This window comes from Pseudomonas fluorescens (assembly GCF_902497895.1).
GTDB lineage: Bacteria > Pseudomonadota > Gammaproteobacteria > Pseudomonadales > Pseudomonadaceae > Aquipseudomonas > Aquipseudomonas fluorescens_BP.
This window is the reverse complement of the sequence record NZ_CABVHQ010000141.1, coordinates 1-3563: the sequence shown is the minus strand read 5'-3', so window position 1 is coordinate 3563 and position 3563 is coordinate 1. Positions and strand designations below refer to the sequence as shown.

At 54.9% G+C, this 3563-nt stretch carries 4 protein-coding genes, 1 rRNA gene and 1 pseudogene; 4 read left to right on the top strand and 2 right to left on the bottom strand.

The features are described 5' to 3' along the window. Positions 1-6: 6 nt before the first annotated feature. Positions 7-122 (top strand): 5S ribosomal RNA (gene rrf, locus F8N21_RS30075). Here rrf and F8N21_RS30070 read toward each other — a convergent pair. Next, a complete protein-coding gene (locus F8N21_RS30070) occupies positions 123-1472 on the bottom strand; it encodes a methionine gamma-lyase (protein WP_150645578.1) in 1350 nt (449 codons plus the stop codon). It lies immediately after the preceding rRNA gene. 123 nt (positions 1473-1595) lie between these two features. Between F8N21_RS30070 and F8N21_RS30065 the strand changes: the two genes are divergently transcribed. Beyond that, positions 1596-2069 carry an Lrp/AsnC family transcriptional regulator gene (locus tag F8N21_RS30065; protein WP_150645577.1) on the top strand — a complete coding sequence of 158 codons (474 nt, stop codon included), beginning with the start codon at positions 1596-1598 and terminating at the stop codon, positions 2067-2069. 63 nt (positions 2070-2132) lie between these two features. On the opposite strand, the pseudogene F8N21_RS31230 reads toward F8N21_RS30065, so the two are convergent. After that, positions 2133-2318: pseudogene (locus tag F8N21_RS31230) on the bottom strand (hypothetical protein); the annotation flags it as partial. A 290-nt stretch (positions 2319-2608) separates the two neighbouring features. Here F8N21_RS31230 and F8N21_RS30055 point away from each other — a divergent pair. Continuing rightward, positions 2609-2872 (top strand): DUF2790 domain-containing protein, encoded by a 264-nt coding sequence (locus tag F8N21_RS30055; protein ID WP_150645576.1) that lies wholly within the window; start codon positions 2609-2611, stop codon positions 2870-2872. 54 nt (positions 2873-2926) lie between these two features. Next, positions 2927-3142, top strand: a complete 216-nt coding sequence (locus tag F8N21_RS30050) for a hypothetical protein (protein WP_150645575.1) — start codon at positions 2927-2929, stop codon at positions 3140-3142. Positions 3143-3563 lie beyond the last annotated feature (421 nt).

Genomic DNA, 3563 nt, shown 5'->3' with positions numbered 1-3563 from the left:
GAATTTCTTGACGACCATAGAGCATTGGAACCACCTGATCCCATCCCGAACTCAGCAGTGAAACGATGCATCGCCGATGGTAGTGTGGGGTTTCCCCATGTGAGAGTAGGTCATCGTCAAGATTAAATTCCGAAACCCCTATCTGCGTATGCAGGTAGGGGTTTTGTTTTTGCGCGCGATTTGTAGGAGCAGCCGGTCGACGCTCGATTGCTCGCGATGGCGGCCTCGAGATCGCCATTGCAGCAATCGAGCGTCGACCGGCTGCTCCTACCCTGGGTGCAGGTTTCCAATGCCTGGCCAATATCAGCCAGCAGATCGCTGATATCTTCGAGTCCGACCGACAGACGCACCAATCCTTCGGAGATGCCATGGTGCGCACGCTCCTCTGGGGTGTAGGTGGAGTGGGTCATGCTCGCCGGGTGTTGTGCCAGGGATTCGGCGTCGCCAAGGCTGACAGCTCTACTGAACAGGTTGAGTGCGTTCATGAACTGTCTACCGGTCTCGATACCGCCCTTGAGTTCAAACGCGATCATTCCGCCAGGCCCCTTCATCTGCCGTGAGGCCAGTTCGTACTGGGCGAAGGAGCGCAGTCCGGGATAAGCCACCCACTCCACAGCAGGATGACGCTGCAGGTATTCAGCAATGCCTTGAGCGTTACTGCAGTGTCGGTCCATGCGCAACGCCAGGGTCTTCAACCCGCGCATCAGCAAGAACGCGTCCTGTGGAGACATCACGGCGCCGGTCATATCCTTCAGACCTTCAAGACGAATCCGGTCCGCCAGCGCTTTGCTGGTGATGGCGATGCCCGCCGTGATATCCCCGTGCCCGCTGAGGTACTTGGTGGCCGAATGCACGACTACGTCGGCCCCCAGTTCCAGGGGCCGCTGTAAGTACGGCGAACAGAAGGTGTTATCAACCACCACCGTGATATCGGTGTGTTGCCGCGCCAGGGTGGACACGGCCTGGATATCGACCAATTGCATGTTCGGATTGGAAGGGGATTCGAAATAAATCATCCGGGTCGCCGGAGTGATGGCATCCCTCAGTTCAGCCAGGTTCGACATGTCCACATGGCGGACTTTAATACCGAACTCGCCAATACCATGGTGCAAAAAGGCGAAGGTGCAGCCGTACAACGTACGATTGACCAGGATCTCGTCTCCGGGTCTGAGCAGTGTCCAGAGTGTCGCGGCGATAGCTCCCATGCCGGAGCCGAAGGCGACTGCGGCCTCGCCACCTTCCAGTGTCGCCATTCTCGACTCGAGCAAGGCCAGGGTCGGGTTTGAGATGCGCGTGTAGAAATGTCCGTTTTCTTCGCCACTAAAACAGCCCGCGCCATACTCCGCTGAAGGAAAAGCAAAAGTAGCAGTGAGATAAATCGGCGGAACCAGTGCACCTTTATTGTCCAGCGGATCGTAACCGTGATGGATCGCGCGAGTGGAAAAGCCAAGGTCTTTATTTTTATGACTCATGACGATGCTCCTGGATTTTCAATAATGCTATGCTAAAAATCCAAGATTAAAATTCCAAATAAACCCTGAAATAGATGATTGATTGGGTTAAAAACAAGAAAATACGGCTATCTGAGGCAAAACATGCCAACGACTCTGGATCGAACCGATAGAGCTTTACTCGCCGCCCTGCAAGGTAATGCCAGACTGACCGTGGCCGAGCTGGCAGACAGCGTCTCGTTGACCACCTCTCCCTGCTGGAGGCGGATAAAGATGCTGGAAGAGCGGGGCGCCATTACCGGCTATCAAGCGATCCTGTCGCCGAAAGAACTCGGATATGGGGTCACCGCATTCGTCAGCGTAATGATGAGCTCGCACTCTAAAGATAACGCGCGGCACTTCGAAAAAAGACTGCTGGAAATCCCCGAGATCGTTACCTGTCATAACGTATCCGGTCGATATGATTTCTTGCTTGAAGTAGTGGCCAAGGACCTGGAGTCGTTTGGTGAGTTTGCACGAGAGGTTCTGCAAACATTGCCCGGAGTGAAGGAGATCTATTCAAGCTTCTCGTTCAAGTCGGTAAAACAGTCCAGATTTATTCCCATACCTGACCACTGACAGGCCAACGCCCTATGCGGCCGTTTCACTGTGACTCAACACCCGTTGGTGGTGAAGACTCGATCAGGACACCACCGCTGAATCTCGAGCGGCACTTCGCTGCAGGGCCTGACTGCGGTTTGTCGCTTGTGCCAGCTTGCCCAAGAGCCTGATGACGATCGCGGAAAAGATAATTCCAAAGGGCAGTACGTACCAGGCACTCATCGGTATGCGTTTGAAATTGGAATAGGTAAACACCGCCGCGATGACCCTTTCAAGGCAGTGTGTTGCGGGTATGTCCCAAACTTGTCGCTGTGCAATTTTGTGTATACCGCGGCGCCGTGGATACATTTGCGTACAAACAGCGGCGAAAAGCAGGTTTTTTCGCTTGGATGTATCCGTGTGTATCCAGACGCCACCTGGATACCTGGCGATTTAATCAGCGGCTATTTTTGACACATTCGGGATACCTCAAGGGCATTCAATAGGCCCCATCGAGGCAATGCGACACGCCTCGGCTCCATTGAGAGAGCAACCCATTGAAGACCCGAGGAATGACCATGAACTTGAAAACTATCTACGCTGCCGGCCTGTTTGCCGCACTGAACCTCTGCGCGATTTCGGCACAGGCGCAAACCACCGTCAACGCTCAGGCCTACTCCTATGACACGCACCTGGATATCCAGAAAGTCCTGTCGATGACCCAGGATGCAGGCCCGTCCTGCGGGGTGGTGAATGCCCGCTTGACCTACCTGGATTCCCAGGGTCTGACGCAGGTTCTGGACTACAGAAAATTCGCTGATACCTGCCTCGAAGGGGGCTGATTCTCCTGTGGTTCATTTCCCTTCCAGCCTTGCTTTGAAACCAGGATGAGACCCATGCAAAACCTTAAAAGCTATTTGACCTCGATCGTATTTTCCCTGGCGGGCGCTGCCGTCCATGCCAATGCCGCCAGTGAAAACCATCGCGGTGACAGCGGCATCTGTTTCCAACTGACGCCATTGGCGGGCAGGGGCGCATTACCGGTACTGGCCGAGAACGGCTTCAGCAGGACTGCGCTGGGCATGCAGCTGGAGAGCCAGCTCCAGGTTTGAAATGCCTGGATGCCAGACAGTTGAACTCTGACGGCTCCTGAAACACATAACCCGGCGAAAGCCGGGTTTTTTATGTGTCTGCCAGAGCTACGCATTCCCAATATAGCTGCCGCAGGCTGCGATTTTTTGAACTTCGCGGCATCTCGGGATAGGTGGCGCCCGCCGAAAAGATCGCAGCCTATCGGCAGCTCCTACGCCGACCCAATCCACCCACAATGTAGAGAGTGTCTGCAATCCCCCGTAGGAGCTGCCGCAGGCTGCGATCTGTTGATCTTGGCGGTGTGAGCCGAAAAGATCGCAGCCTATCGGCAGCTCCTACGCCGACCCAATCCACCCACAATGTAGAGAGTGCCTGCAATCCCCCGTAGGAGCTGCCGCAGGCTGCGATCTTTTGATCTTGGCGGTGTGAGCCGAAAAGATC

Coding starts and splice junctions, on each gene's coding strand:
- F8N21_RS30070 (WP_150645578.1), bottom strand. CDS start 1,472: ATGAGTCATAAAAATAAAGACCTTGGCTTTTCCACTCGCGCGATCCAT.
- F8N21_RS30065 (WP_150645577.1), top strand. CDS start 1,596: ATGCCAACGACTCTGGATCGAACCGATAGAGCTTTACTCGCCGCCCTG.
- F8N21_RS30055 (WP_150645576.1), top strand. CDS start 2,609: ATGAACTTGAAAACTATCTACGCTGCCGGCCTGTTTGCCGCACTGAAC.
- F8N21_RS30050 (WP_150645575.1), top strand. CDS start 2,927: ATGCAAAACCTTAAAAGCTATTTGACCTCGATCGTATTTTCCCTGGCG.